Source organism: Parafrankia sp. FMc2 (assembly GCF_041008525.1).
In the GTDB taxonomy this organism is placed as follows: Bacteria; Actinomycetota; Actinomycetes; order Frankiales; family Frankiaceae; genus Parafrankia.
Genome location: NZ_JBFLUG010000010.1, coordinates 56070 through 81175, shown reverse-complemented (window position 1 = coordinate 81175; position 25106 = coordinate 56070). Strand labels below are relative to the sequence as shown.

At 73.9% G+C, this 25106-nt stretch carries 24 protein-coding genes and 1 pseudogene; 18 read left to right on the top strand and 7 right to left on the bottom strand.

The features are described from left to right. Positions 1 to 64: 64 nt before the first annotated feature. The 7 genes from lspA to AB1460_RS06220 all read left to right on the top strand — a co-directional run bounded on the left by lspA (position 65) and on the right by AB1460_RS06220 (position 6928). The gene (gene lspA, locus AB1460_RS06250) at positions 65 to 856 is read left to right on the top strand and encodes a signal peptidase II (RefSeq protein WP_368959652.1); all 792 of its coding nucleotides are present in this window, start codon (positions 65 to 67) and stop codon (positions 854 to 856) included. Next, entirely contained in the window at positions 853 to 1794 is a 942-nt protein-coding gene (locus AB1460_RS06245; protein WP_018635025.1) for an RluA family pseudouridine synthase, read from the top strand. Before lspA ends, AB1460_RS06245 begins: the two co-directional genes overlap by 4 nt. Then, entirely contained in the window at positions 1791 to 2951 is a 1161-nt protein-coding gene (locus tag AB1460_RS06240) for a hypothetical protein (RefSeq protein ID WP_368959651.1), read from the top strand. Before AB1460_RS06245 ends, AB1460_RS06240 begins: the two co-directional genes overlap by 4 nt. A 303-nt stretch (positions 2952 to 3254) precedes the next feature. Next, positions 3255 to 3899, top strand: coding sequence for a DUF6308 family protein (locus tag AB1460_RS06235; protein WP_368959650.1), 645 nt, complete (start codon positions 3255 to 3257; stop codon positions 3897 to 3899). A 144-nt stretch (positions 3900 to 4043) separates the two neighbouring features. After that, positions 4044 to 5006: an ABC transporter ATP-binding protein gene (locus AB1460_RS06230; RefSeq protein ID WP_368959649.1), complete on the top strand. Its 963-nt coding sequence runs from the start codon at positions 4044 to 4046 to the stop codon at positions 5004 to 5006. Then, on the top strand, positions 5003 to 5902 hold the full coding sequence (locus AB1460_RS06225) for an ABC transporter permease (protein WP_368959648.1): 900 nt from the start codon (positions 5003 to 5005) through the stop codon (positions 5900 to 5902). The genes AB1460_RS06230 and AB1460_RS06225 overlap by 4 nt, the downstream gene beginning before the upstream one ends. 198 nt (positions 5903 to 6100) lie before the next feature. Next, positions 6101 to 6928 carry a hypothetical protein gene (locus tag AB1460_RS06220; RefSeq protein ID WP_368959647.1) on the top strand — a complete coding sequence of 276 codons (828 nt, stop codon included), beginning with the start codon at positions 6101 to 6103 and terminating at the stop codon, positions 6926 to 6928. A gap of 60 nt (positions 6929 to 6988) precedes the next feature. Here the strand turns inward: AB1460_RS06220 and AB1460_RS06215 are convergent, their stop codons facing one another. From AB1460_RS06215 to AB1460_RS06205, 3 genes are all read right to left on the bottom strand, one after another. Next, positions 6989 to 7585 carry a dihydrofolate reductase family protein gene (locus AB1460_RS06215; RefSeq protein WP_368959646.1) on the bottom strand — a complete coding sequence of 199 codons (597 nt, stop codon included), beginning with the start codon at positions 7583 to 7585 and terminating at the stop codon, positions 6989 to 6991. 217 nt (positions 7586 to 7802) lie between these two features. Then, a complete protein-coding gene (locus tag AB1460_RS06210; protein ID WP_368959645.1) occupies positions 7803 to 8543 on the bottom strand; it encodes an alpha/beta fold hydrolase in 741 nt (246 codons plus the stop codon). A gap of 15 nt (positions 8544 to 8558) precedes the next feature. Beyond that, positions 8559 to 9998 (bottom strand): MmgE/PrpD family protein, encoded by a 1440-nt coding sequence (locus AB1460_RS06205; protein WP_368959644.1) that lies wholly within the window; start codon positions 9996 to 9998, stop codon positions 8559 to 8561. A gap of 801 nt (positions 9999 to 10799) precedes the next feature. Between AB1460_RS06205 and AB1460_RS06200 the strand changes: the two genes are divergently transcribed. Continuing rightward, positions 10800 to 11351, top strand: coding sequence for a GNAT family N-acetyltransferase (locus tag AB1460_RS06200; RefSeq protein ID WP_368959643.1), 552 nt, complete (start codon positions 10800 to 10802; stop codon positions 11349 to 11351). A 66-nt stretch (positions 11352 to 11417) separates the two neighbouring features. Here the strand turns inward: AB1460_RS06200 and AB1460_RS06195 are convergent, their stop codons facing one another. Then, positions 11418 to 12092, bottom strand: a complete 675-nt coding sequence (locus AB1460_RS06195) for an LON peptidase substrate-binding domain-containing protein (RefSeq protein ID WP_368959642.1) — start codon at positions 12090 to 12092, stop codon at positions 11418 to 11420. Between the two features lie 150 nt (positions 12093 to 12242). Here AB1460_RS06195 and AB1460_RS06190 point away from each other — a divergent pair, with 150 nt between their 5' ends. Further along, positions 12243 to 12593, top strand: a complete 351-nt coding sequence (locus tag AB1460_RS06190; RefSeq protein ID WP_368959641.1) for a hypothetical protein — start codon at positions 12243 to 12245, stop codon at positions 12591 to 12593. Between the two features lie 31 nt (positions 12594 to 12624). Here AB1460_RS06190 and AB1460_RS06185 read toward each other — a convergent pair whose 3' ends face one another. Both AB1460_RS06185 and AB1460_RS06180 read right to left on the bottom strand, forming a co-directional pair. Next, positions 12625 to 14892, bottom strand: coding sequence for a hypothetical protein (locus AB1460_RS06185; RefSeq protein WP_368959640.1), 2268 nt, complete (start codon positions 14890 to 14892; stop codon positions 12625 to 12627). A gap of 188 nt (positions 14893 to 15080) precedes the next feature. After that, positions 15081 to 15302, bottom strand: a complete 222-nt coding sequence (locus tag AB1460_RS06180; protein ID WP_018635054.1) for a hypothetical protein — start codon at positions 15300 to 15302, stop codon at positions 15081 to 15083. A 163-nt stretch (positions 15303 to 15465) separates the two neighbouring features. On the opposite strand from AB1460_RS06180, the gene AB1460_RS06175 reads away from it, so the two are divergent. From AB1460_RS06175 to AB1460_RS06160, 4 genes are all read left to right on the top strand, one after another. Next, the gene (locus tag AB1460_RS06175; RefSeq protein ID WP_368959639.1) at positions 15466 to 16437 is read left to right on the top strand and encodes a Nif3-like dinuclear metal center hexameric protein; all 972 of its coding nucleotides are present in this window, start codon (positions 15466 to 15468) and stop codon (positions 16435 to 16437) included. Between the two features lie 11 nt (positions 16438 to 16448). After that, positions 16449 to 17192 carry a zinc ribbon domain-containing protein gene (locus AB1460_RS06170; protein WP_368959638.1) on the top strand — a complete coding sequence of 248 codons (744 nt, stop codon included), beginning with the start codon at positions 16449 to 16451 and terminating at the stop codon, positions 17190 to 17192. Between the two features lie 112 nt (positions 17193 to 17304). Next, positions 17305 to 18441: a bifunctional RNase H/acid phosphatase gene (locus AB1460_RS06165; protein WP_368959637.1), complete on the top strand. Its 1137-nt coding sequence runs from the start codon at positions 17305 to 17307 to the stop codon at positions 18439 to 18441. Between the two features lie 270 nt (positions 18442 to 18711). Continuing rightward, the gene (locus tag AB1460_RS06160) at positions 18712 to 19740 is read left to right on the top strand and encodes a hypothetical protein (RefSeq protein ID WP_368959636.1); all 1029 of its coding nucleotides are present in this window, start codon (positions 18712 to 18714) and stop codon (positions 19738 to 19740) included. Positions 19741 to 19839: 99 nt separating this feature from the next. Here the strand turns inward: AB1460_RS06160 and AB1460_RS06155 are convergent. Continuing rightward, a pseudogene (locus AB1460_RS06155) lies at positions 19840 to 20415 on the bottom strand (PP2C family protein-serine/threonine phosphatase); the annotation flags it as partial. Between the two features lie 720 nt (positions 20416 to 21135). Between AB1460_RS06155 and AB1460_RS06150 the strand changes: the two are divergent. The 5 genes from AB1460_RS06150 (at position 21136) to AB1460_RS06130 (ending at position 25069) form a co-directional block, all read left to right on the top strand. After that, on the top strand, positions 21136 to 21852 hold the full coding sequence (locus tag AB1460_RS06150) for a DNA alkylation repair protein (RefSeq protein ID WP_368959635.1): 717 nt from the start codon (positions 21136 to 21138) through the stop codon (positions 21850 to 21852). A gap of 162 nt (positions 21853 to 22014) precedes the next feature. After that, on the top strand, positions 22015 to 22521 hold the full coding sequence (locus tag AB1460_RS06145) for a DUF2617 family protein (protein ID WP_368959634.1): 507 nt from the start codon (positions 22015 to 22017) through the stop codon (positions 22519 to 22521). Beyond that, positions 22518 to 22994 carry a DUF4247 domain-containing protein gene (locus tag AB1460_RS06140; RefSeq protein ID WP_368959633.1) on the top strand — a complete coding sequence of 159 codons (477 nt, stop codon included), beginning with the start codon at positions 22518 to 22520 and terminating at the stop codon, positions 22992 to 22994. Before AB1460_RS06145 ends, AB1460_RS06140 begins: the two co-directional genes overlap by 4 nt. A 75-nt stretch (positions 22995 to 23069) precedes the next feature. Continuing rightward, complete coding sequence (locus AB1460_RS06135; protein WP_368959632.1) at positions 23070 to 23513, top strand: DUF350 domain-containing protein; 444 nt, start codon at positions 23070 to 23072, stop codon at positions 23511 to 23513. A 14-nt stretch (positions 23514 to 23527) separates the two neighbouring features. Continuing rightward, entirely contained in the window at positions 23528 to 25069 is a 1542-nt protein-coding gene (locus AB1460_RS06130) for a polyamine aminopropyltransferase (RefSeq protein WP_368959631.1), read from the top strand. The last annotated feature ends 37 nt before the right edge of the window (positions 25070 to 25106 follow it).

Sequence of the window (25106 nt, the reverse complement as noted above, 5' to 3'; positions counted from 1 at the left end):
GGTTGTGGTCGCCGAGCCAGGAACAGAGCGGGGCGCCCGGCGCGGGCGTGACGTGCCGGGCCGCGTGCCGACCCGCGACGACGCCGGCCCGGGCGCGGGCCGGCCGGCCGTCCCCGGTGCCGCGTCCGCGGCGTCGCCTGCGCCCGCCCGGCGGGCGTCCGTCCCGCGGGTCGCCTCGCGCCGCGCGGTGCTCATCGTCGCGCTGACCGCGGCCTGTCTCATCGTGCTGGACGTGCTGACCAAGGTGCTCGCGGTCGCCGAGCTCTCCGGTCGCACGCCGGTGGAGATCATTCCCGGCATCCTCGACCTGCGGCTCACCCGGAACTCGGGGGCCGCGTTCAGCCTCGCCGGCGGGGCCACGGTGATCCTGAGCCTGGTCGCGCTGGTGGTCGTCGGGGTCGTCGTCGTCACGGCGCGCCGGCTGGCCTCGGTCGGATGGGCGTTCGTCTTCGGCGCGATGGTCGGCGGCGCGGTCGGGAACCTGATCGACCGGGTCTTCCGGTCGCCGGGGCCCCTGCGCGGCCATGTGGTCGACTTCGTCCACATCCATCACTGGCCGATCTTCAACCTGGCGGACTCGGCCATCGTCTGCGGCGGTGTGCTCGCTGTGATCCTCTCGCTGCGCGGCATCGGTCTGGACGGGACGAGGCTGACCGCTGCTCCCGCGGAGCCGCCCGCGACGAACCCCACCGCCACGAACCCCACCGCCACGAACCCCACCAGCGCCGGAAGCGCTGCCGGTGCCGCTGGTGGTGGGGCCGACAGCGATCCCGGCCCCGGCCCGAGCGCCGGTTCTGCGCCGGGGGAGCGTCCCCCCGCGTCGGGCGGGCGCCACGAGGGGCCGGGTGCCCGATGACAACGGCCTACACGGACCGCCGCTCCCTGCCTGTCCCCGACGGTCTTGACGGCATCCGCCTGGACGCCGCCCTCGCCCGCATGTTCGGGCTCTCCCGGACGGCGGCCGCAGCGCTGGTCGACGACGGTCAGGTGAGCGTCGACGGGCAGGTCCGGGGGCGCTCCGACCGGGTTGCCGGCGGTGCCTGGCTGGAGGTCGATCTGCCGGCCCCGCCGCGGCCGGTGTCAGTGGAGGCCACCCCGGTCGAGGGCCTGGGCATTCTGCACGACGACGACGACATCGTGGTGGTCGACAAGCCGGTGGGAGTCGCCGCCCATCCGGCACCGGGGTTCACCGGGCCGACAGTCATCGGCGCGCTCGCCGCGGCCGGCTTCCGGGTCTCCACGTCGGGCGCGGCCGAGCGTCAGGGCGTGGTGCACCGGCTCGACGTCGGCACCACCGGCGCGATGGTCGTCGCGAAGAGCGAGCGGGCCTACACACTGCTCAAGCGAGCCTTCCGGGAGCGCGAGGTCGAGAAGGTGTACCGCGCGGTCGTCCAGGGGCACCCGGATCCGCTGCGCGGCACCGTCGACGCCCCCATCGACCGGCACCCGCGGCGCCCCGGTCTGTTCGCGGTCGTCGCGGACGGCAAGCCCAGCGTGACCCACTACGACACGGAGGAGGCGTTCCGCGCCGCCTCGCTGCTGTCCGTGCGCCTCGAGACCGGGCGCACCCACCAGATCCGGGTCCACATGTCCGCGCTGCGCCATCCCTGCGTCGGGGACCTCGCCTACGGCGCCGACCCCACCCTGGCGGAGCGACTGGGTCTGACCCGCCAGTGGCTGCATGCCGCCCGGCTCGCCTTCGAGCATCCGGCGGACGGGTCCTGGGTCGAGTTCGTCAGCCCCGACCCCGACGACCTGGCCGAGGCGCTGAAGCGGCTGAACGACCAGACATGACGGCGCCGCAGGCCGCCGACCCGCCCCGTCCGCCTCGGCAGTACGGGGCGCCCCGGTCGCGCCGCCCGCTGCGTCTGCTCGACCGGGTGGACGACGCCGCGCTGCCGGTGGCCGGCCGCGTGCTGGCCCGGGGTGCGGATCTCGCGAGCGCCGGCCGGCGCCTGCCCGGGGTACGGGTGCGCCGGGCGGGGGAACCGCCCACCGACCGGGTGGTTGTCGATGCCGCCCTGCCACTGGCCGACGGCACGGCAGCCCCGCCAACCGGCGTCGTCGCTGCCCCGGCCGTCGACGCCACGGCCGCCACGGCCGCCACGGCCGCCACGGACGCCGGAGGTGCGGCCGCCACGGTGGCAGACGGCGAGGCTGACCCGCCGGACTCCCGCGCCTCCCGCCTCTCCTCCCGCACCGCCAGTGTCGTGGGGGGCACCTTCCGGCTGCTCGTCCTCGGCCTGGTTGTCCTGATCATCGTCGGTGCTGTCAGCACGATGCTGCGCGGCCCTGATCCCGGCAACAGCAGCAGCGGGATTCCGGGCCCCGGGCCCGGCGGCCCACCTGCCGGCCCCGCCACACCGATCACCACGGTGGGCCCGGTCGCGGGGGACGAGGCCGCGGAGTACGCCGCCGCGGCCCGGGCGGAGCTGGAGTCGCTGGCCGGCGCGGCCCCGCAGGCCGACCTCTACGCGGTGGTCAGCCTGGCCGGCTACCGGACACCGGAGGAGCTGCACCGGTTGTTCGCGACCTTCCGGATCAGCGAGGTGTTCTTCCGCGTCCCGCCGGACGGTGGCGTGCTCTCCGCACCCGTCCGTGATCCCGTCGCGGATGTGGAGGCGGCCTTCGCCAGCGCGGGCGATGCCGCCGAGACCCGCGCCCGCGACGCCGGCGAGGGCCTCGGCGCCGACACGGGCACCGGCACCGACACGGGCACCGCTCGGGCCGGGCCGGAGGATCAGCCGGGCGCGAGTCAGCAGGCGGCGAACGAGCAGGCGGCCGCGCTGCGGGCGCGGTGCGCGTGCCTGTTCGGAGTGGTCCTGCGGGCACCGGGGGCACGCCTGCTCGAGCTCGCCCGGGACGGCCAGGTGAGGGTCGTGGATCCGGCTCCACCGGGCCTCGTTCCGCCGGCGGTGCGTTTCGTGCCGCTGGAACCCGAGCGGCCCTGACCAACCCCGAAGAACCCGCACGAGCCATGGCCAGGCGGAGCCGGACCGGCTCCGAGGTGCCTGTCCGAGCGTGCCGGGGGAGGCACGCCTGGGCCGGCCCGGCTGGGTCGCGGCCGGCCCGGCTGGGTCGCGCGACGGTGGGCACGGCGCCGGCCACGGGTGTTTCCGGTGTGTCCCCTGTGGCACAGGCCGGGCCGTCCACCGGGGGCGTCTTCCGCCCACCACGGGGGACAGGGCAGGATTGCCCCAGGGCGCCTCGGTCGGGTGCCCGGCGCGGTGTGGCTGACGAAGGAGGACTTTCGGGTGAGGTTGGCAAAGGGCACCCGGGAGGTCTTCGACGCGGAGAGCCTGCTGGAGGAGTACCTGGGGCCGCGCCGGCGCGGCCTGCGCTACGCCTACCCGTACTACGACGGGCTGGTCACCAATGGTGACCCGGATCTGCTGTGCACCAGCGATCTCCTTTCGCCCTGTCTGCTCGGCGTCAATGTGGACCTCGACCGGATGCACACCCTGACCGCGCTGCTGCCGCTGCTGCAGCGCGCGCTCGACCGGCTTCCCCCGGGCATCGAGCTGATCGAGGCGGACGAGGTCACCCTCGACCTGGTCGCGGCCCTCTACGACCCGCTCGACGATCCGGACGTCGCGGACCGTGACGTCAAGGGCTCGCTGATCGCGAAGGTGCTGCACCGCAAGCGGCCGGCACTCGTCCCGCTGTTCGACTCGAAGGTGCGGATCTTCTACCAGCACGAGGACTGTGTCCCGCCGTCGCCGCGGGACGGGCGGTCCTGGCGCCAGTACATGGAGATGCTCGTCCGGGCCATGCAGCACGACCTGCGTGAGAACGCCGACGAGTTCCGTCGCCTCGCCGGGCTCGTCCCGCCCGGCGGCCCGCCGGTCACCCCGCTGCGGATTCTCGACATCGTGGTCTGGATGAGCAGCGCGGTCTGACACCTACCGGCCCGTGCGCGGCGTCCGAACGTCTCTGGAGCACCCGGTGATGCGCTGGCGGGTGTGCCCTGGTGTGGCTTCCGTTGTGGGTGTGACGTCGACGGCATCGGCCCACGGCCTCGGCTCGGCGTGGCGGCTGCGAGAATGACAGCCGTGCTGAGCTACGCCGTGCGTGGCCTCACCCGGCGGCACGGTGCCGGGGAGTGCGCCGTCCTCGCCAACGACCGGATCGATCTCGATGTCCGTCCGGCCGAGGTCTTTGGCGTGCTCGGCCCCAACGGGGCCGGCAAGACCACCCTGGTCCGCCAGCTCATGGGCCTGATCCGGCCGGACGCCGGCTCCATCACGATGTTCGGGCACGACGTTGTCAGCCGTCCGGGTGTCGCTGCCCGGATGGCCGCCTACCTGGGCCAGGATGATCTCGCGCTGGCCGAGCTGCCGGTCGGCCTCGCGGTCGAGACCACCGCGCGGATGCGCGGCCTGTCCCGGGCCGGCGCGCGGCGCGAGCGCGCCGCGGTCATCGAGGAGTTCTCCCTGGGCGAGGTCGTGAACCGCCCGCTCGGGCGCCTCTCCGGCGGGCAGCGCAGGCTTGCCTGCGTGGCCACCACACTGGTCGGCGAACGCCCGGTGCTGGTGCTCGACGAGCCGACGACCGGCCTGGACCCGGTGGCCCGCCGCGCGGTGTGGGCGGCGCTGGAACGCCGCCGTGCCTCGCACGGCACCACCGTCGTCCTGATCACTCACAACGTGCTGGAGGCGGAGACGGTGCTCGACCGCGTCGCCGTCCTGGAGGCGGGCCGGGTGATCGCCTGCGACTCGCCTGGCAGGCTCAAGGCGTCCGTCTCCGCCGATGTCCGGCTCGACCTCGTCTGGCGCCACGACCCGCCGGTGGACGACCCGACGGTGGCGCGGCTGGCCGCGACGGCGCGGGTCACCGGCCGCCGGTGGACGACCCGGCTGGCACAGGCCGAGGCCCGTGACGCGCTGGGCCGCCTCACCTCCGGGCCGGCGTTCGCCGCCCTGGACGATTTCAGCCTCGCGACTCCGTCGCTGGAGGACGTGTATCTCACTCTCGGCGGAACCTGCCGTGACCTGGAGCGGACATGACCTTGGCGACGCCTCACCCCGCCACCGGAGCGGGCGCGGCCGCGCTGTCGCCCGCGCTCGCTCCCGGAGCGCCCGTCGTGCCGACTGACTCCCGCAAGGCCGATCAGGAGGGCGCCGTACCGTCGGCCCTCACCGTCGCCCCGCTGCCCCACGGCACGGCCTTCCTGGCCGCGCTGGCGGCCGTGTACCGGGGCCAGCTGGCCCGCGCCCGGGTGGCCCGGGTGCCGTTGCTGTTCGTCGCCGCCTTCCAGTCCCTCGGGATCATGATCCTGCTGCGGGGCATCGTGGACGTCGGCGACGACTCGGCGGCGGCCTCGGTCGTCGCCGGCTCCACGGTGCTCGTGGTGGCCTTCGTGGCGCTCAACCTGCTGGCGCAGCGGTTCGGCGCGCTGCGGGCCGCCGGCGCGCTCGACTACTACCTGACCCTGCCGATCCCCGGCGCGGCGGTGGTGCTCGGGACGGCGGCGTCGTACGCGACGTTCGCCGTACCCGGCACCATCGTGACCGTTCTGGTCGGCTCGGTACTGTATGGCCTGCCGATGTCCGGCCTGTGGATGCTGGTTCCGGTCACCGCGCTGGCCGGCGCGAGCCTGGCCGGTATCGGGGCCGCGATCGGGCTGCTCGCACCCAAGCCCGAGCTCGCCACGGTCGCCGGTCAGCTGGGTATGAGCGTGGTGCTGTTCCTGGGGGTCATCCCGGCGAACCGGCTGCCCGGCATCGGGCGGCTGGCGCGCGACCTGCTGCCCAGCAGCTACGCGGTGGATGCGCTCGCGGAGGCGTTCGCCCCGTCGATCGACTGGGCCGGCGTGCTGGCCGACCTGGCCGTCTGCGCCGTGGTGGCGGCCGTCGCGCTGGTGGTGGCCGCGCAGGCCCTGCGGCGCGTAGCCCGGTCCTGACCGGCGGCCGCCGGTGTACCGGTGCCCGGGCGAAACGCGGTGACAGGTCGGCGCGGACAGGTCGGCGATGCCGCGGCAGGCGAGGGCACTGCGCCTGCGGGTACGGTCGACCCCTGGGTCTGATGTCAACGGGGGGTCGGGTCGCCCTGGAGATCCGGGCCGGTTAACCGGTGTGGCTGGCGAGGAGACGGACGGGTCGTGGCAGAGAGGCCGGGCGGCACCCGGGACGCCGGAGAGTGTTCCGGGCCGCAGGCGGACGGGCGGTCCGACCGCGGTCCGGTCCCGGGCACGCCGGTGCCCGCGGCCGAGAGCCCCGCGCCTGCCCCAGAGCGCACACCGTCGGTGTTCTCCCGTCCGACGACCGAGCAGTTGGCCTCGACAGTCGAGCCGTTCGCCCCAGAGCCGCCGGGGCCGCCGCTACCTCAGGGTGAGCGTGGCCTGCCTGTCGGCGAGCCGCTGGCTGGCCCGGCCGCCGCGGTCGAAACGCCTGCGCCACCCGAGCGGGGGCGCGCCCGGGCCGAGCCGGAGGGCACCCGGGCTCGGCTGCTCGCCGGGCTGGTCTGCGCCCTCGCGATGGTCGTGTCCGGCCCGCTGCTGGGCCTGCTGTGGGCCGCCACCGCGCCCCGCCTCGACGTCGACGCGGCGCTCGCCGGCGCCATGTCGGTGTTCGGCGCGCAGAGCACGACCGACCTTTACTTCGCGCTGATCTGCGCGGTCGCCGGTGTGGTGGGCGGCCTTCTCGCCGGCTGGCGGGCAGCCGGCGCGGGCTGGCCGGTGCCGGTCGGTCTCGCCGCCGGCGGGGTGGTGGGAGCGCTGCTGGCCGGGTGGACCGGCGAGCAGCGCCGCTCCGGCGAGGTGCTCGCCTCGCTGCCGCCCAACGCCACGGCGCTGCTGCGCGACCTGGCCGAGTTCCACGTGCGGGCCACCGGGCTGTACCTCGTCCTGCCCGGGATGGCGGTGCTCGTGCTGGCGCTGTTCCTGTGGGCCGGCGGGACCACGCTCCGCTGGCCCTGGCGCCGCCGCTGACCGGCGCCGCTCCCGCTGCCCACCGCGCCCCGCCCGGAGATCGGCCCGCTGCCGTCCCGCCTACGGTGCCGGCCGGCGGTAGGTGAGGAAGAGCGCGCCGCTCCTGAGCGCGGTGTGGTCGGTCAGCTCCCAGGTTCTCGGGTCGAAGACGGCGGTGGGGGAGAACAGCGGGATGCCGGTGCCGAGCGTCAGCGGCCCCAGCTTGATGACGAGTTCGTCGATCTCCCGGTAGAGCGTGCCGGCGAGCTCGCCGCCGCCGACAAGCCAGATGTCCCCGCCGTCCTGCCGCTTCAGTTCCCGGACCGTCGCGGCCGGGTCGGTGGCGATGAGTTCCACGCCGCGATCCGGGCTGGTGGTCAGGGTTCGTGAGAAGACCAGGTGCCGCAGGTGGGGGAAGGCGTTCGTGAGGCCGGCCCGCAGCCCGATCTCGTAGCTGCGGCGGCCTTCCAGGACGGTGTCGAAACGGGTTCCCGGGGCGGTGACGCCGAGGGCGGCCCGAGCCGGGCCGGGCAGCGTCTCCGGGTACTCGGCGGTGAGGTGCTCGAGGTAGTCCTGCGGTACCGGCCAGAACCCGCCGGGGCCGGTCGGGTCGGCGCCATCCGGACCCGCGACGAACCCGTCGACCGTGGATGCCACGAAGTAGACCAGACTGCGCACGCGCCACTCCTCGATGCCCGGCAGCCGGCCGGCCGCCACTCGAGGGCCCGGACGCCTGCAGGGCCAGTTCGGCGGGAGTCGCTGCGCAGCGGAAACGATCTGCACACTACCGCCGGCCGGCCGGTCAGCCGGAGACCTGTGCCCCCGAGGCGACTGCACAGCCCCCCAGGGCGACTGCACAGGCCTCCGCGTTGACTGCACAGGCCTCCGGACGCGACTACCCGGTCTGCCCGGCCGCCTCGACCAGGAGCGCGGTGAGCTCGTCGGGGTGCGTGAGCATCGGCTCGTGGCAGGCGTCGACAAGCCGACGATGGAAGTGCGGGTCGGACTCGGCACGCGCGCGTTGACGTGCCACCTCCACCGCGGGAAGCCGGCTCGGCGTGCACTCGATCATCGTGCCCGGGTGCGACCAGGCCCGGTCGGTGGGCCCGATCGGGTCGAGGTAGGTCCGCATCGGCTGCGGAGTCGTCTTGGAGTTGACCCAGGCGATCTGGTCGGGATCGCTCAGCCCCCACCAGCTGGCGTCGGAGGTCGGCACATACCAGCCCTCCCCGTCCTGCGCGGCCATCTTCTTCATCTGGGTGGCGCGCTCCTCGCCGATCAACTCGAAGATCGACTCTCCCTCGCGCGGGAGGTGCGCGTCGACCCAGACAACGGCGCGCACGCGGTCGAAGACCTTCTGCATCGCACCCGCCACCGGCATGCCGCCGTAGCTGTGGGCAACCAGGACGACGTCGCTCAGGTCCTCGTACGCGAAGACGCCGACCAGGTCGTTGATGTGGGTCTCGAGCCCGATCTCCGGGCGCAGAAGGTGTGCCCGCTCACCGAGGCCGGTCAGGGTCGGCGTGTACGTCGGGTGGCCGAGGGCGCGCAGTCGAGAGGCGACGTCGCGCCACGCCCAGCCGCCGTGTCGGCCGCCGTGGATGAGGACGAATCCAACGTGCTGTGTGCTGGCCATGGTTCTTCCTTCGCGTCAGGCGGCGTGCCGGGGCGGGTCGAAGATCTGGAGGAGTTCCTCGACGTCGTCCAGCTCGTCAACGGCCTGCGAGATCCGAACCAGGCGGTCGATGTCGACGGTGGGCAGGGCATCCGCCCACTTCTCACGCAGATCGTCCCAACCGATGGGATCTCCCGTGCTGTGGCCTTTGGGCTGGTTGACCCGCGCCGAGAGCCTCGAGCCATCCCGCATCACGAAGGTCACCCGGGCCCCGCGGCCGTTCGGCTGCTCGGCGTCCAGCTCGGGGTCGGGCCGAAGATCGATGCGTCCCCTCATCGCCTGGAAGGCGGGGTCCGACAGAAGGTGCGGAAAGGGGCTTTCCCGCAACCGGTGCCCACCCTGTACGATCGCCGCGCCAAGCATGTCCTGAAGGCAGATGTTGTGCATGGCGCGGTTGTCGACCACCCGGAGCGCATGGGTGGGCATTCCGACCTCGACCGCGTCGATCTCGGCCACCTGGATTCGGTGGTCGTGCAGCACCGTCATCGCTGCCTCGACCGCCGCGTGGATCGGGTAGCCCGCGTTGATGAACTTGAAGTTCGCGCCCATCACGGCGTAGTCGTGGCCGAGCCCGTCGATCAGTGAACTCGCGGCGTCGTCGAGGCCCCATGCCGCGAGCAGGCCGTTCTCCGCGCCGAGCACGTCCTCGCATCCTTCCAGCCCGGCATTCGCCATCAGCGCGGCCGAAACGCCGGCGAAGGCGTACTGGCCGTTGCAGAACGACTTGCTGATGTGCCGCCGCTCCTGGAAGAGCGCGACGAGACCGTTGGCCTGGAAGGTCGCGAGCGCCATCGCGTCGGCGTAGGCTTTCGGGCCGAGGTCGAGCACGCGGCACGCGGCGACCGTGGCGCCGATCGTGTGCAGGAAGTCCGCGTGCAGGTGAAGGCGCGACTTGACCCCGAAGACCCCGCCGCACGCGCGGATGAGCCGGTTGCCGATCTCGTAGCCGAGAACGACGGCATTGAGCAGCGCGTCGCCCGTTGCCCGTCGGTGCTCGGCAACCGCCGCCACGGCGTGGACGATGGTCGCCCCGGGATGCCCACCGACGACGTGGGCGCCGTCGACCTCGTCGGCGTGTCCGGCCGTGCCGTTCGCGAGGGCCGCGTAGGGCGCGGTGGTGCGGTGCTCGGTTCCGAGAACGCGACACGTCCCGGCTCCGCCCATCGGGACCGCGTAGCCGGTGGCGAGCTTCCCCGGTGTCCGGGTCTGTCCGAAGGCGGCGCAGGCAAGCTCATCCATGATGATGAGACGCCCACGCTCCCGAACGTCGGCGGGTAATGCGTCGACCGACGTCGAGGCGGCGTAGTCCGCGATGATTCCTGTGATGTTCACCGGGCCGGTGCCCCTGGTCCCGTTCGTCTCGAACCGGTCGGTCGCGCCCGCGCTCGCGGTGGCGCGGGTTCTGTCAGTGAGCATGTAACTCCTTCGTTCTCGCTCGTGACTCGACTCTCGCGGTCCAGGCCAGAAGGCCTGAGCTCGTCAGGGGAGTACGAGTGCACTCGTCGATGTCAGGACGGCACCCTCGAACGCTGCGGAATAACCGGTGGCGATAGCGGGACCGCGCGTCCCGGCCGGGAGGAGGGGGCCGTCGAGGACGGGTGAACGGGCCTTCTGCGTCGCGATGTCAACCGTGTCGGCGGACCAGTCGCGCGAAAGCAACCGGGGCCAGGCTGCGACCGGCCGGCCTGCTTCGAGACGGGGAATGCGCTGCGCCACCGTTGTCGGCTGTTGTTGGCCCTGGAAATCTCACCGATGTTGTCCGATGACCTGGGCTCTGGGCGGGAGAAACGGCCTGAGGCTGCGTGGCGAGCCGCTCCGGCTGCTGGGCCCTGGTGACGACGGTGCGGGTTTCCCTCCCTCCCGGCGTTCGCATATGCGATATGTAGTTCGTAATCGGGACGCGGAGCGAGACGTTACCAAGGTCGTGGTGGGCGGTCAAGGGTTCCTGTGATCACCGGGCGCCCCGTCGTTGGCCTTTGTCTGCCCGTACTGGCAGGCGCTACCTGGAGTGCCTGCGGAGGGCATCGACCTTCGCGCCCCGGCTGCTCGACGGAGGCTGGCGCGGAATCCGCTGCCAGTGGCTCGTATCGCGAAGGCGCATAAAACGGGGCATGTCGAGTGGGTGAGCCGGAGCGTCCTGGGCGATCAGGGACGGTCGGCGAGGAGAGCCCGAAAAACGGTTGGTCGGGCCGGGGTAGTAGATCGGAGTATGGCGGGGTGAGCGAGCTGCGGACAGGCCGGCTGGTGCTGCGGCCGGTGGCGAGAACGGACGAAGTGGCGTTGCGGGCGCTCTGGAACCAGCCGGACGTGTGTCGGTTCCTGTTCGACGGCAGGCAGGTGACCGCAGAGGAGATCGCCGGGCTCGTGCGGGACAGCGCCGCGGCGATGGCTGCGCACGACTGGGGGTTGTGGGTACTGCTCGAGCCACGATGCGAGGGCGAGGACTCCGCACGGCTGGTCGGAGCGGCCGGGTTGGTGGCCTGGTCCGGCGGTGCCGGGGTCGAGCTGTGGTGCAGCCTCGATCCGGTGTGCTGGGGGCAGGGGTTTGCCCGGGAGGCGGCCGCCGCGATCCTCGACCACGCGTTCGGCCCGGCCGGGCTGGGCGAGGTGCTGGTGGAGGTCGACGAGGACAACGCCGCGTCGCTGCGGCTGGTGCACTGGCTCGGGGCGGCCGAGATCGGTGTCCGCCCGGGCGACCTCGGCCCGCTGCGGGTGTTCCGGCTGAGTCCTGGGCACGGACGCCCGCGCCCCGGCGCCGGCCGGGTCTGACCGCTCCGGTCAGGTGACGGCTCGGGTCAGGTGACGGCTCTGGCCAGATGGCCCGCTCGGCTCAGTTCAGTTGGAGCTGGGGGTGATGCGGTTCAGTTCGCTGGAGCCCACGGTGGTGATCCGCTCGAGCAGGCCCAGCTCGCGGCGGAGAAGGGCGCGTTCGGCGCGCAGCCTGGTCGCCGCGTCCGGGGCGGCGAGCAGTTCCTGGCGCTCGGCGAGGTCGTTCGCCACCGCTGCCGCGATGAGGTAGGAGAGCGCGATCGGGTCGGTCGGCATGTCGGGAAGCCTGATCTCGACGGTGCCGCTGGCGGTGAGGCGCTCGGTGTACTCACGCATCAACCGGGTGACGACCGCCGCGTGGATCGTGGCGGCGGCCTCGTCACCGGGGACGTCCTCCAGGAACTCGACGTCTCCGACGAGGTAGGGCTTGCTGCCGCTGTCGACGGAGCCGATCCGGAACCGGGGCCCGCCGACGGTGACGATGGAGAACTTCCCGTCCGGCTGGGCCTCGATGCGGCGTACCAGCGCGGTGCAGCCGATGTCGTAGGTCTGGGGGACCGCCGGGCCGACCTCCCGCCCGCGCCGGATCGCGACCACCCCGAACCGGCGGGTCTCCGTCTCGGGGATTTCGAGCAGTTCGCGGACCAGGACCCGGTAGCGTTCCTCGAAGATCTGCAGTGGCATCAGCAGACCGGGCAGCAGGACAGTACCGAGCGGAAACAGGGGCAGGCGCTCACCCATGATCTCCCTCACCCCCATATGCCGCAGCATCACCGGCCCGTGGACGGGCCCGCATGGTCCCAGCCTGTCCTGTACCGGCCGCCGCGTCCATCCACACTCGGACGCGGCGGGTGCCGTGCCTGCTGCGGGCCGAGAACAGGAGGACATCCGGTGACTGATCGGCGTCAGCAGGACGGCGGGTGGGGCCCGCCCCACGAGCTGCTGGTCGTCCTGGACGGGGACACCGCTGTGGCTTCGGCGGCACTGGAGCGGGTGGCCGGGTGGGGGCAGGTGACCTCGCGGCTGGAGCCGCGGCTCGCCCTGGTTCTGCTGCCCACCGAGCGGGTCGGGGACGCCTGTGGTGTCCCCGGCGTCGCCGGTGTCTTCGAGGAGGAGGTGCCGGAGGTGCTGCTCGGCACGCTCCGCCCCGAGGAACAGCTGTTCGTGGGTGGCTGGCAGGCCCGCGGACGCCCGAAGCCGTCCCGCCGCCGCGACGGCGAGCCCTGGGACGCCCCGACCTGAGAGGCTGGACGTCCCCCGACCCCGAAATCCGTCAGAACACCCGCTGCGGTGCCGACCAGACCGCTGCCGCACCCGACCGGGTGAGCAGGTGGAGACGGTTGCCGACCCGGGCCAGCACCTCCAGGTTGCCGCTGTAGTTGCTCTGGATCAGTGAGACGGCGTCCACGTGGCCGAGCTGGGCGGCGAACGGGCGCGGGCCGCTCCAGACCGGCTGGGCCGGGTTGTTGTCCCGGAAGTAGTGGACCAGCCCGGTGCCGGTGGACGGCACGACCACCTCGAAGTTGCTTGCCCCGCAGTACTGGGCCTGGATCAGCGCCGGGTTACCGGAGACGCCCTCGGCGAAGGTCTGGCCCGTGCGCCAGACGGCGTCCTGGCCGCGGGTGAGGTGGACCAGCCGGGTGCCGACCAGCGCGACGGCCTCGAGCAGGCCCTCGCCGCCGCCGAGCGTGCCGTGGATCAGGCTCACCGCGTCGACCCGCCCGAGGTTCGCCCCGAACAGCCGGGGCGTGCTCCACGGGTAGCCCGCCGCGTCGTGGTTGCGCCACAGGTGGAAGATGCCGACGTCCGACGCGGGTGCCAGCAGCTCGAAGTTGCCTCTGGCTCCGAGCCGGCTCTGGACCAGTGACGGCACGCCGCCGACGCCCTGGGCGAGCTGGACGGGCGGGCGCCACTGGTAGGCGCCGGTGCTGTCCCGCCAGAGGAAGAACAGCCGCGGGCCGACCCGGACGACCGTCTCCAGCGGTCCCGGGTTCGCCAGGGTGCTCTGGACCATGGTGACCGCGTCGACCCGGCCGAGGGCCTGCGCGGTCTGCCACGGGTCGCGCCAGGGCGCGCCGGTGGCGTCGTTGTCCCGCCAGACGTGGGTGAGCCCGGAGAAGGCCGACGGTACGACGGTGTCGAAGTTGCCCCGCACGCCGAGCCCGCGGGACTGGATGAGCACCGGGTTGCCACCGACCCCGTGGCCCCAGCCGAGGTGGGACGGTGTGTAGCGGCACAGCGCGAAGGTGTTGGCCCGCATCAGGCACTCGACCGGCGCCGGCGCGCAGCCGTCGCAGTTGCCGTTGGGGGCGCCGTAGCGGCCCCAGCTGCCGCCGCAGTCGCAGCCGGCGCCCGCGTACTCGTCCGGGGCGCCGAAGATGTGCCCGGTCTCGTGGGCGAAGACCCGGTCGATGTTGTCCGGCCCCCACCCGTCGGCGTCGGCGGCGAGCACCATGCGCGGGCCGCCGACCGACGCGTAGGCGAAGTGGCCGAGCGGGTACTTGGTGACGAACGCGCAGTACGCCCACCGGGTGCCCAGCCGAGCGCGCAGCGCCTCGACGTAGTCGTAGACGCCGTCGAAGTTCGGCGCGTAGCCCAGCCGGCTCATCGCCGGGTTGCGCCACACCGACTCGAGGTCGGTGGCGCCCGGGTTGGCGGGGGTGGGGAGCTGGACGATCTGGATGTCGTAGTTGAACGTCAGCTCGGCGGCGGGGTTCTGGGTCGCGTACCAGGACAGCCCGTTCTGCACCTCGGCAACGATCTTGGTGCGTTCCGCGGCGGTCATCCGCAGGGCCGGTGTCGGGCCCTCGACGAGGATCAGGCCGACCGCGACCGAGCCCTCCAGGTAGCCGCTGAGGGAACTGATCGGCAGGGTCGGCAGCGGCGCCGGGGCGGCGCCGGACCCGTTGCCGTCGCTGTCCGCCAGCAGGCCGTTGGCCAGGGCGCGGACCGGCGCCGGTGTCGGGGTCGCGGTCTCGCCCGCGCCTCGCGGCGGTGCGATGTCGGTGCAGGGGTGGGCCATGTCCCAGGGCGCCGCGTCCCGCGGGCGGGACCGCTTGCGGCGGCGGTAGCCCTCGCTCGCGCGCAGGCGGAACGCCTCCACCCCCAGGGACTCGGTGCGGTTCAGGCCGCCGGGCAGGCTGTGCGTGGAGACGATCGTCCCGTCGCCGGGGGCGAGGTCGGCGGAGATCCCGCGCAGTGCCTGCGTCACCGCGGAGTCCACCGGGCGGCCCAGGACACGGACCCGGCCGTAGCGGTGGACGGTCCGCTCGCCGTGCTGAGCACGGGTCGGTGCCGGGGTCGCAGTGCTGCGGCGGACTCCCCAGACCGGCAGGTCGTCCGGCGCCAGGTCGATGACCTGCGGCTCGGGCTCGCTGCTCGGGCCGGGCCGGGCAGCGGCGTCCGGAGTGCCGTCGCCGGGCTGGGCCTGCGCCGCCGGGAGCTCGGAGGCGCCGGGCGGACCGGGCCGGGGGTCCGTCTCGGGACCGAGATCATCGAGCGTGATGAGGATCCGTTCGTCGGCCGGTACGTCCCCCGCCATGGGAAATCAGGTGTCCTTTCGTAGGGGATGCTTTGCGAGGTTGTATCGCGTTGCGCCGACGTTGTTGTCGGATTTCGCCTTTTGGCAGCATTGACCGCCGGCCGGGCGACGGCCGGGCCCGCGGTGTCCGCTCTGTCGGCGATGTCTGTTGTGTCGGTGACTGTGTCGTGCGACGTTCGCCCGGGGCGCTACCGCGGCAGCTGCTGGCCCGGGTTGAAGGTCGGCGGCGCGGGCGGGGCGGGCGTCCCCTGCTGCCACGAGGTGCCGACGGCGAGCCGCTCCGGTGCCGCCATGGCATCGGCGACCTTGCCCATCAGCGCCTCGACAAGCCGGACGGCCTGCGGCGTCGCCAGGTTCAGGACGATCTCCGAATCCCCGGCGATCTGAAACCGCACCGATACGTCAGCCATGCTCCGAACCCCTTCTCGTCGGGGTACCAACCCCGTGCGGACGTCCTACGCCAGGGGTGACGTTACGGGTCAGGTCAGGACGAAGTGACGGCGCCTCGTCCGAGGGCAGCCGTGTGGTCACCGGTCGACACCGCCGACCGGCCGCCCGGGTAAGGTCGCGGGGATGACCTCCCTTGTGGCGACGGTCCGTGACTGCGTCTCCGTGCTCGAAGCCTGCTACCCGCCTGCGTGGGCCGAGTCGTGGGACGCGGTGGGCCTGTCGGTCGGCGACCCGGACACCCCCGTGCGCGACGTGCTGTTCGCGGTCGACCCGACCCCCGACGTCGCCGCCGAGGCCGCGGCCGGGGCCCAGCTGCTGGTGACCCACCACCCGCTCTTCCTGCGCGGAGCCCACTCCGTCGCCGAGACGGCGGCCGGCGGGCGGGTCGTGGGCACGCTGGTCCGCGCCGGGGTGGCGCTGTTCACCGCGCACACGAACGCCGACGTGGCCGACCCGGGGGTCAGCGACGCCCTGGCGGCGGCGATCGGCCTGCGGGAGGTGCGGCCGCTGCCGCAGAACGTCGGGCGGGCCGAGGCCCGGGCCCGGGGCCGCACCGACGCCGGCACCGAATGCCGTGGGCTCGGGCGGACAGGTGTCCTGCCGGCGCCCGAACCACTGTCGGTGTTCTGCGAGCGGGTGGCGCGGGCGCTGCCGGCGACCGCGGGCGGGGTACGCGCCACCGGCAGCCCCGACACCCCGGTGCGCCGGGTCGCCGTCTGCGGCGGGTCGGGTGGTGAGCTCGCCGGCGCAGCCGCGGCGGCCGGGGCCGACGCCCTGCTCACCGCGGACGGCCGGCATCACCACACCCTGGACGCCGTCGCCGACCATCGGCTGGTCATCGTCGACGTCGCCCACTGGGCCAGCGAGTGGCCCTGGCTCGCCGGCGCCGCCGACCGGCTGCGCGCGGGCCTCGCCGCCCGGGGACGTACCGTGAACACCCTGGTGTCGACCCGTGTCACCGACCCCTGGCGCCTGCACGTGAGCGCCACCACGACCAGCCCGGGTGCCGACGCGGAGTACGCCGACGCGGAGTACGCCGCGCGCCCGTCCGATCCGCCCCACGCGCCCGGCGCGCGTCCCGAAGAAAGGCTCTAGGCACGGAGTCCATGAAGGCTGACCCGGCAACACAGCTTCGCCTCCTTGACCTCCAGGCGCTGGACACGGCGCTTGACCGGCTCGCCGCGCGGCGGCGCTCCCTCCCGGAGCTCGCCACGATCGCCGAGCGGTCGGCGGCCCTGGAGAGCCTCGACACGGACATCGTCCGGGTACGGACGGAGATCGCCGACATCGCCCGTGCCCAGCAGAAGCTGGAGAACGAGATCGAGTTGGTCCGCTCCCGCGCCGACCGCGACCGCGCCCGGCTCGAGTCCGGTCAGGTCGGCAACCCGCGCGAGCTGGAGAACCTGCAGGCCGAGCTGGCGTCGCTGGCCCGCCGCCAGGGTGTGCTCGAGGACGACGCCCTGGAGCGCATGGAGGCCGTGGACGCGCTGGAGACCCGCCTGGCCGGCCTCGTCGGCGATCAGGAGAAGATCACCGGCGAGCGGCAGGCAGCCGAGGAGCGCCGGGACGAGCAGTTCGGCGAGATCGACGCCGAGGCGGCGAAGCGGCGCACCGAGCGGGAGTCACTGGCACCGGCGCTGCCCGAGCCGCTGGTCGTCCTGTACGAGCGGATCCGCGGCTCCTCCGGCGGGGTGGGCGCCGCGGCGCTGGTCCGGCGCCGCTGCCAGGGGTGCCATCTGGAGCTCTCCGGCGGCGACCTGCGCGCGGTCGCGGCCGCGCCCGCCGACGAGGTGGTGCGCTGCGAGGAGTGCCGCCGCATCCTGGTCCGGACGGCCGAGTCCGGTCTGTGACCGGGGGCCACACCCGCCCGCTGTCCACGCCGCCGAACGGCCGGTAAAGTCACGCATCCCCCCCGCGGAGGCGGGTACCTCTGCGGGCCGGACGAGCGAGGGGAGTGGCGGCATGAGCGCTGGGCGCAGACTGGTCGTCGAGGCTGACGGAGGCTCCCGGGGTAATCCCGGGCCTGCCGGGTACGGCGCGCTCGTCCGGGACGCCGGCTCCGGCGAGGTGCTCGCGGAGCGCGCCGGCTCGATCGGCACGGCCACCAACAACGTCGCCGAGTACGAGGGCCTGCTCGCCGGCCTGCGCGCCGCAGCCGACGTCGACCCCGGCGCCGAGGTCGAGGTCCGGATGGACTCGAAGCTCGTCGTCGAGCAGATGAGCGGGCGCTGGAAGGTGAAGCACCCGTCGATGCGGCCGCTGGCCGCGGAGGCGTCCGGGCTCGCGTCGCGGTTCGGCCGGGTCCGGTTCGTCTGGGTGCCGCGGGCCCGCAACGGCCACGCCGACCGGCTGGCGAACGAGGCCATGGACGCCGCCGCCGCCGGCCGCACCTGGGAGCCCAGCATCCCGCAGTCGCCGGATCCGGTGCCCCACCAGGCACCGACCACCAACCGGCTGTCCGGCTGGATGGCCCCGCCCGCGCCGCCGACCACGACCGTCCTGCTCCGCCACGGCCAGACCCCGATGTCGGTGGAGAAGCGGTTCAGCGGCAACGTCGAGGCGGCCCTCACCGACACCGGGCTGAACCAGGCGGCGGCCGCCGCCGACCGGCTGCGCGACGAGCCGTTCGACGCGGTCATCAGCTCGCCGCTCAAGCGCGCCCGGCAGACCGCCGACGCACTCGGCCGCGACTATCTCATCGACGAGGACCTGCGGGAGACCGACTTCGGTGCCTGGGAGGGGCTTACCTTCGGCGAGGTCCGGGAGCGCTTCCCGGACGAGCTCAACGCCTGGCTGGCCGACCCGGCGGTTCCCCCGCCGGGGGGTGAGAGCCTGCTGGGCACCGTCGCCCGGGTCACCGCTGCCCGGGACCGCATCATGGCCCGGTATCCCGCCGGGCGGGTTCTGGTCGTCTCGCACGTCACGCCGATCAAGGCCCTCACCCAGCTGGCGCTCGCCGCGGAGCCGGCCGTCCTCTACCGCCTGCACCTCGACCTCGTGTCGATCACCACCGTCGACTGGTACTCCGACGGCCCCGCGGTGCTGCGCGGCTTCAACGACACCCACCACGTGGCGCACCTCGTCAACGCGGGCGAGTAGCCCGCCAGCTCCTCCCATCCGCAACGGTGTAGCCCACATGGTGCGCGCCTGTTGGGTTTGCGTGGTGGAAAACGGGCCGCGGGCGGGGCAAAAGGACACCCCTGCCCGCGGAAACCGTCGCCGGCTCGTGTCCGGCAGTGGCACGGAGGGTGACGGGGCTGTCCCGGTGGCTCCAGGATTCCGGGACATGCGCGGAGTACGGGGCCGGTCGACGGCGCCACCTCGAAGGCAGCTGCCACCCTCCGCTGTGCCACGCGGAGGACACCAGGCATGGATGCCAGTTCCCGGCGCCGGCTGCTGGTCGCCGGTGCCCTGCTCCCCCTCGACCTCCTCGGCGCGGGTGAGTCGCCGGGCCCGGCGGGCAGCGGCGCGGTGAGCCCGTCACCGGACCTTCTCGGCCACCTCGACGAACGGGTGGCGCGGATCACCGCCGACTACGAGCGCACCCCGATCGCCCTCACCGCCACCCGGCTGCGGCGCCACCTGCCCGTGGTGCGCTCCCTGCTGGCCCGGGACTCCCTGCCGTCCGCCACCCGGCTGCGGCTGCACCAGGTGGTCGGCCGGCTCACGGCCCTGTGGGCCACGACCCGCCACGACACCGGGGACACCACGGGTGCCGCGGCCGCGTTCGATGACGCCTACCAGCACGCCGCCGAGGCCGGCGACGCGACGCTGATGTGCTGGATCCGGCTGTGGCAGTCGTCCCTGGCCCGCAAGGCCGGACGTCCGGCGGACGCGGTCGAGCTCGCCGCCGCCGGGCGTGCACTCGTCGGCCCCGGGACCCCCGCGGCGGCGCGGGCGGCCGCCATCGAGGCACGCGCCCACGGTGCACTCGGCGCCCCCTGGGGAGTCCACGAATCTGTCGGCCGGGCCTGGAACATCGTCGGTTCGCTGACCGCGGACCAGCACGGCGAGCCTGGCTTCTCGATCGACACACTGCACGTGCTGACCCTCTCCGAGCTGTCAGCAGCCGCCTACGTCGAGCTCGGGATGCCGGGGGCGGCGAGTGTGTACACCGACGCGGCCATTCACCACCTCGACCTGGCGGGGGCCACCGGCCTGCGGTCCATGGCCCGGATCGCCGCGGCCACCGCCGCCGCCAAGCGGCGCGATCTGGACAACGCGGTCCACCTCGTCGACGAGGCCCTCATCATCTCCCGCGACCGGCCGAGCTCCGTCATCGCCGGACGGTCCCGGCGCTTCGTCGGCGAGGCCCGCGGCTACGTCGGCTGGCACGCCGCCCTGGACGACCTCGACGACCGCCTCCGTACCTGGCACGCCCCGCGCCTCACCCCGTGACCCGCCCAGGCCGCCGCCGCTGAGCTGACCGGCCAGGCCGGCCAGGCCGGCCAGGCCGACCTGGTGGTCCTGGTGGTCCTGGCCGACACGCTCCACAGCCACCATCGCGACATCGTCGTCGAGCGAACCCTCCGTCCAGTCCGCGAGCGCGTCGACCAGGGCCGCCAGCGACTCGGGCAGCTCCCTGCCCGCGGCGAACGCCTCCTGCACCGCGGGGCGGAGCGGGAAGAACTGCCGGGTCGCCGGGTGGCGCGCCTCGGCGAGGCCGTCGGTGTAGAACAGCACCCGGTCGGACTGGTCGAGCCGCACCCGGACCGGGTCCGGGCAGCAACCCAGGCCCAGAGGGAGGTCCCGGACTGGCGGGCACAGGGCCTCCACCCGGCCCCGGCGCACCCGCAGTGGATCGGGATGGCCGGAGTTGAACAGCTGCATGCACCCGGCATCGTCGACCTGGGCGACGACCGCCGTGACGAAGTCCGCCACACCGCGGTCCGGCTCCTCGCCCTCGAATCCCGCGACCTCGCAGTCCAGGGCCACGACCAGGGCGCCGGGGTCGCCCAGCCGCCCGGCCAGCGCGCGGAAGGTACCCAGCACACGACTGGTGAGCCGGACCGCCCCCAGCCCCTTGCCCCGTACGTCCCCCACGATCAGCCGCACCCCCCACGGGCCGTCCATCACTTCGTACAGATCTCCGCCGACCCGCGCCTCCACCGCCGCGCTCCGGTAGGCGGCCGCGAAACGCAGGCCGTGCACGGTCTCGGGGACGGTGCCGAGAATCGCGCGCTGGGCGACCTCCGAGACCCGCACGATCTCGGTCATCCGGCGGTTGCGGGCCTGCCGGGCCCGGCAGACCGCGACAGCGACAGCCCCCGCGAGCGCGATTCCGCCGAGGCGGATGAGCCTGGCGCCCGGCCCGCCGCCCGCCCCCGGATCCGTCAACCCGTCGGCGACCGCCAGCGCACCGGCTCCAGCCAGGGCGGCGACGGCGTAGATGCCGGTCAGCCGCGGACCGGCGAAACCGGCGGCCAGCAGCGGAGCTCCCATGACCAGGGAGACGATGACGAACTCGGGCCCGCCCAAGGCATCGACCACGCACACCACGATGATGATCACGAGTGGTGCGATCGCCGCGGCCGAGCGGGCGCACCGCCCCGGGAGCGCGGGGGCACGGCGCGGACGGCGGCACTGCGACGAGCCCCTGCGGTGCTCCCCGAGCGCGCGCCGCCCTCGCCACTGTCGATCCGGTACCAGGCGTTGACCCACAAGTCCCCCATACCCAGCGCCACGGGGGCGAGGCACCGCGTCACAGGACGGAGCTCGTCCGGAGGAGCGGGCGGGGGACGGGGGACGGGCGAGGCGGCGGACTGTCGGTGGTGGCGGGCATCATGCCGACCCATGGAACGGGACGGGATGGCCGGCGGGGCGGTCGATGGCTGGCTGGTGGCGGCGGTGCGGGAGGCGCTCGCCGACGCCGCCGACCCGGCCAGGGCGCCGGCCATGCAGGCGTACATGAAGTCCGACATGCCGTACCGCGGCGTGCCGAAGCCCGTGCGGGACCGGGTGCTGCGTCCCGTCCTCGCCGCGCGGACCCTGCCCGACCAGGCCAGCTGGGCCGCGACCGTGCTGGAGCTGTGGCGAGGTGCGGCATACCGCGAGGAGCGGTACGCGGCGGTCGACCTGACCGGCGACCGCGCCTACCGGGCCTACCAGCGGGCGGAGACGCTGGAGCTCTACGAGGAGATGATCACAACCGGTGCCTGGTGGGACCATGTCGACGCGGTCGCCGCCCACCGGGTCGGGCCGCTGCTCGCCGCCGACCCCGCGGCGATCCGTCCCGTGATGCTGCGCTGGAGCCGCGACAGCGACCGGTGGCGGCGGCGGACCTCGATCATCTGCCAGCTGTCCTTCAGAGCGGCGACCGACCTCGAGCTGCTGTACGCCTGCATCGACGCCAACCTCGACGACCGGGACTTCTTCCTCCGCAAGGCCATCGGCTGGGCGCTGCGCCAGTACGCCCGGACGGACCCGGCGGAGGTCCGCCGCTTCGTTGCCGCTCGCGGAGCCGCCCTGTCGCCGCTGTCCCGCCGCGAGGCGCTGAAGCACCTCGCCTGACGTTCCTCACCTGCGGAAAGTGAGCAGTACGTCCGGTATGTTCTTGCCAGCCAGTTTCCGGCCGGAAAGGACACAGGTGGCCGATCTCCGCTGTGCGCCGGTCCGGCCGGTCGATCCGGTCCCGCCGGTCCCGCCGGTCCACCGCGGCGCGGTCCTGGTCCGGTGACCATGCTCGAGCTGGCGGTCGTGTCCCGCGACGTCCGCGCCGCCGCCCTCGGACTGCTCCTCGGAGCTTCGAGCCCGGCCTCGCTGGCCAGCGTCGAGCTGCACGCGCCGCACGGCACGCTGACCCTCGCCGTCCTGGGGGCCTCACATGCGGTGAGCGCCTCGGCGGGTACCCGCCGGCTGACCGAGGAGGTGTCCTGCGACGCCGTCGCGGCCGGCGGCTGCCCGCTGCCGTCGCGCGCGGAGGAGGACGGGTACACCCTGCGAGCGCAGGTGCGCACCGTCGACCGCTGCGAACTCGACTCGCTCGCGGAGAGTCTGCGAGCCCGGGCGGCCGGAAGATCCGACTGGCTGTGCGCCGCCTTCCCCGGCGACGAGCGGGCGGTGACCGCCCTGACCGGCGCGCCGACGCCGCACGGCTGGCAGTGGCGCACCTGGCATCTCTACCCGGGCTCCCGCACGCACGAGATCGTGACCACGCACAGCCGCTGGGAGCCACGATGACCGCCATCCGTGCCGCCCGTGCCGCCCGTCCTGCTCGTCCTGCTCGTGCCGCCGGGACCACCCGCGCCGCGTTCGGCCTCCCGGTCGTGCTCCCGATCGCGCTCGTCGTCGCCGTGCTCCCCGCCTGCGGGAGCGACAACGACGCCCGGGGCTGGGTCGCCGACCGCTACCACCGCACCGGCGCGCAGGGCGACACCGAGCGCTTCACCTCCGCCGACCCGGTCGGCCGGACCGCCGCGGCCATCGCCGCCGGGGCGACTCCGGCCGCCCGGGCCACCGACCGGGGCAACGAGTACCTCCGCTACGCCGACGACATCGTGATCGTCAGCGCGGCGGCCGCCGGCGCCGGCAGCATCGTGCGGGTGGAGGACCTCGACGACCAGTTCAACCGGGGCCAGTACGCGTTCCTCGGCAGCGGGTTCGGCCCCGGCTCGCCGGCCGACGGCGATGGCGGCCCCGGCGATGGGAAGTGACCCCGGGCGGGATCACCGTCTCCCGGCCGGTCAGCAGCGTCCCCCCGTCCCCCCGCACCTCACCGGGAGAGCCTCGTGAACTTCGGCAGCCTGGACGCCGGTGACCTCGGCGAAGGCATCGTCGCCACCCTGCTCTACTTCGTGGTCGGCGCCGGCGTCCTCGCGCTGGGCTTTCTGGTCCTCGACATGCTCACCCCCGGCAGCCTGCGCCGGCAGGTCTATGTCGACCACCGCCCGAACGCCACCGTCCTGCTGGTGGGGAACCATCTCTCGCTGACGCTCATCGTGGCCACGGCCATCGTGACCAGCTCGGACTCGCTGGCCCAGGGCCTCGTCGACTCGGCGGTCTACGGCCTCGTCGGTGTCGCGCTGCACGCGCTCGCCCTCCGGGTGCTCGACGCTGTCGTGCCCGGTCACCTGCGTGCGATCGTCAACGAGCCCACCCTGAGCCCGGCGGCGTGGGCGGTCGCCGCCAGCCTGCTCGCGATCGGCGTGGTCAACGCCGCCGCGCTCTCCTGACACCGCGGCCGCCGGTGGCACCCGGCCCGCTGCCCGCCCGGGCCCGGCCTCTCCTGCTGGCCGCCGTCGCGGTCTGCGCCGCCTGCGGCCTGGTGTACGAGCTGGTCCTGCTCACCCTGTCGGCCAGCCTCGCCGGCGGCGGTATCACCCAGACGTCGCTGATCGTCGCCGGTTTCGTCGCCGCCCTCGGCGCCGGTGCGCTGCTGGTCAAGCCCTTCCTCGGCAACGCGGCCGCCGCCTTCGTCGCCGTCGAGACCCTCCTCGGCGTCCTCGGCGGGCTCAGCGCTGTCACTCTCTACGTGGCCTTCAGCTTCTACGCGACCAGCGGGCCGGTGCTCGTCCTCGGCACAGCGCTGCTCGGCATGCTCGTCGGCGCCGAACTGCCGTTGCTCGTCACCCTCCTGCAGACCGGCCGGACGGACATGGACGCCCAGGGCAGTGGCCGGCTGCTCGCCGACCTCAATGCGGCCGACTACGCCGGGGCCCTCGTCGGCGGGCTGGTCTGGCCGTTCGTCCTGCTCCCCGCCGCCGGCCTGATCCGCGGGGCCGCGCTGACCGGGCTGGTCAACCTGGTCGCCGCGAGCGTGGTCGCCGCGCTGCTGCTGCGGCGGTGGCTGACCCGGCGCGCCCTCGTCACCGCGCTCGTCGCGCTCCTGTCCGCCGCCACGCTGCTCGGCACGCTGCTGGTGCGCGCCCGGGACATCGAGACCGACGCCCGCCAGCGGCTCTACGCGGACCCGATCGTGGTCGCCACCCGCTCCGCCTACCAGGAGATCGTCGTGACCCGCCGCGGCAGCGACCTGCGCCTCTACCTCGACGGTGACCTGCAGTTCTCCAGCGCCGACGAACACCGCTACACCGAGTCGCTCGTCGCCCCCGCGCTCGCCCGTGATCCGAGGCGTGTCCTCGTCCTCGGCGGCGGCGACGGGCTCGCCGCCCGCGAACTGCTGCGCCACCCCACCGTCCGCCAGGTCGTGCAGGTCGAGCTGGACCCACAGGTGATCACAGTCGCCCGGACGACCTTCGCCCGGCTCAACCGCGGCGCGCTCGACGACCCCCGCGTCCAGGTGGTGGTGGCCGACGCCTTCCGCTGGCTGCGCGACCCGCCGCCGCAGCCGTTCGACGCCGTGGTCGTCGACATGCCCGACCCGGACACCCCGGCGCTCGGCCGGCTCTACTCCCAGGAGTTCTACGGCCTGGTGCGGGCGGTCCTCGCGCCCGGCGGCCTGCTCACCGTCCAGGCCGGCAGCCCGTACGCGACCCCGAACGGCTACTGGCGCACGGTGAGCACCCTCGGCGCCGCCGGTCTGGCCACCACGCCGTACCACGTGGACGTCCCCAGCTTCGGGGACTGGGGCTTCGTGCTGGCAACCACCGGCGCCACGCCGCCACCACTCGTGCTCTCCGCACGGGCCGCCCCGGCCCGCTTCCTCAGCCCGGCCGTGCTCACCGTCGCCGGTGTCTTCCCGCCCGACCGCGCGCCCCGCGTGCTCGCCCCCTCCACCCTCGACCGCCCACGCATCGTCGACGACCTGCGCAGCGGCTACCAGCGGTAGGAAGCGTGGGACCCGGCCGAGCGTGGCGAGGGGCCTG